2 protein-coding genes are annotated in these 1,707 nt (G+C 61.2%); both read left to right on the top strand.

The features are described from left to right. Positions 1-43 precede the first annotated feature (43 nt). Entirely contained in the window at positions 44-400 is a 357-nt protein-coding gene (locus tag DOM66_RS19350; protein WP_455431025.1) for an Ig-like domain-containing protein, read from the top strand. Further along, positions 292-1,707: Ig-like domain-containing protein (locus tag DOM66_RS19345; protein ID WP_157959110.1), on the top strand; the 1,416-nt coding region annotated here is incomplete at its 3' end. The genes DOM66_RS19350 and DOM66_RS19345, both read left to right, overlap by 109 nt.

Below are 1,707 nucleotides of genomic sequence, written 5' to 3'. Positions count from 1 at the left end.
CGATGTCGATGGCGGCACCCTGAGCGTCAGCGCGGTCAATGGCGTGGCAGGCAGCGTGGGGCAGGCGATCACCGGCTCCAATGGTGGCACCTTCACCCTCAACGCCGACGGCAGCTACAGCTTCAATCCGGGCACGGCGTTCGATCGCCTGGCCGTAGGGCAAACGGATACTACTCAGATCGGTTACACCGTCAGTGACGGTCAGGGCGGCACCGATACTGCCACCCTGACCGTGACGGTGACCGGCACCAACGATCTGCCGGTCGCTNNGCGACCGATGTCGACGGCACGGTGTCCAGCTATCAGCTCGCCACGGATGTGGGGCAGGGCAACGGTAGCCTCAGCTTCAACAGTGACGGTAGCTATACCTTCAACCCGGGCACAGACTTCGACAGCCTGAAGGCGGGTGAGAGCCGCAACGTCTCATTTGCCTACACCGCGACTGACAATGACGGTGGGGTGAGTGAACCGCAGACGGTAACCATCAAGGTGACCGGCACCAACGATGCCCCGGTGGCGAACGACGATAGCTACACCACATATGGCAATCTTGGTGGGCTTTACTCAGAGTATTTCGCCTATCAAGAAGGCGCTGACGCCGATGGCCCGAATCTTTCGAGTGTGTCTCAGGCTCAGGCCTTTATCGACGAGAAAGGCACGCCCGATGCGACCTTCGTGGCAAGCTCGCTGTTCTACAATTACATCAGCGGCAATCTGGCTAACCCCGACAATCTGAAGTCCTTCCTCGGTGTAGATGCCGATTCATTGAGCACGGAGACGCCGGCGACGGGTACCGATGCCATCCTGCGGATGCGAGGCGTCGTCGAGCTGCAGGCAGGTAGCTACTCGTTCAAGATCCTTTCGGATGATGGCTATCAGGTGAAGATCGATGGCAAACCGGTGGCCACGGTCGATCACAATCAAAGCCCAGCGACCAACGAGCACAGCTTCACGGTGGATCAGGGCGGTACGCATGCCATCGAGATCGTCTACTGGGATCAAGGTGAGCAAGCGATCTTCCAGCCCGAGCTGAAGTTCGGTGATGGCGAATACTCACCACTCGGCGACTTTGTCGTCGATTCCCCGCTGACGACCGCGGAAGATACGGCGATCTACCTGCGTCCTGGCGATCTGCTCGCCAATGACACCGACGTCGAAGGCGATACGCTGAGCGTCACGAGTGTCGGTAATGCCAGCCACGGTAGCGTCTCGTTCGCCGATGGGGCCATCGTCTTCACGCCGGAAGCCAACTACAACGGCCCCGCCACGTTTGAGTACACGATCAGCGATGGCCAGGGGGGCAGTGACACGGCAACGGTCACGTTGCTCGTGACGCCGGTGAACGATGCGCCGGTGGCGGCCGTCGATACCGGCAGCACGGGGGAGAATGCCATCCTCGATGTGCCCGCCGCCCAAGGTGTGCTGGCCAACGACAGCGATGTCGACGGCGACACCCTGAGCGTCAGTGCAGTCAATGGCGTAGCGGGTAGCGTAGGACAGGCGATCGTCGGCTCCAATGGTGGCACCTTCACCCTCAACGCCGACGGCTCCTACAGCTTCAATCCGGGAGCGGCGTTCGACCGTCTGGCCGCGGGTCAACAAGACACCACTCAAGTCAGCTACACCGTCAGCGATGGTCAGGGGGGTACGGCCACCTCGACGTTGACCGTGACAGTCACTGGCACCAACGATGCCCCGGTGGCGGTC

This window comes from Salinicola endophyticus (assembly GCF_003206575.1).
Classification (GTDB): Bacteria; Pseudomonadota; Gammaproteobacteria; order Pseudomonadales; family Halomonadaceae; genus Salinicola; species Salinicola endophyticus.
The sequence above is the reverse complement of the archived record's forward strand: the minus strand, read 5'-3'. Positions and strand labels throughout refer to the sequence as shown.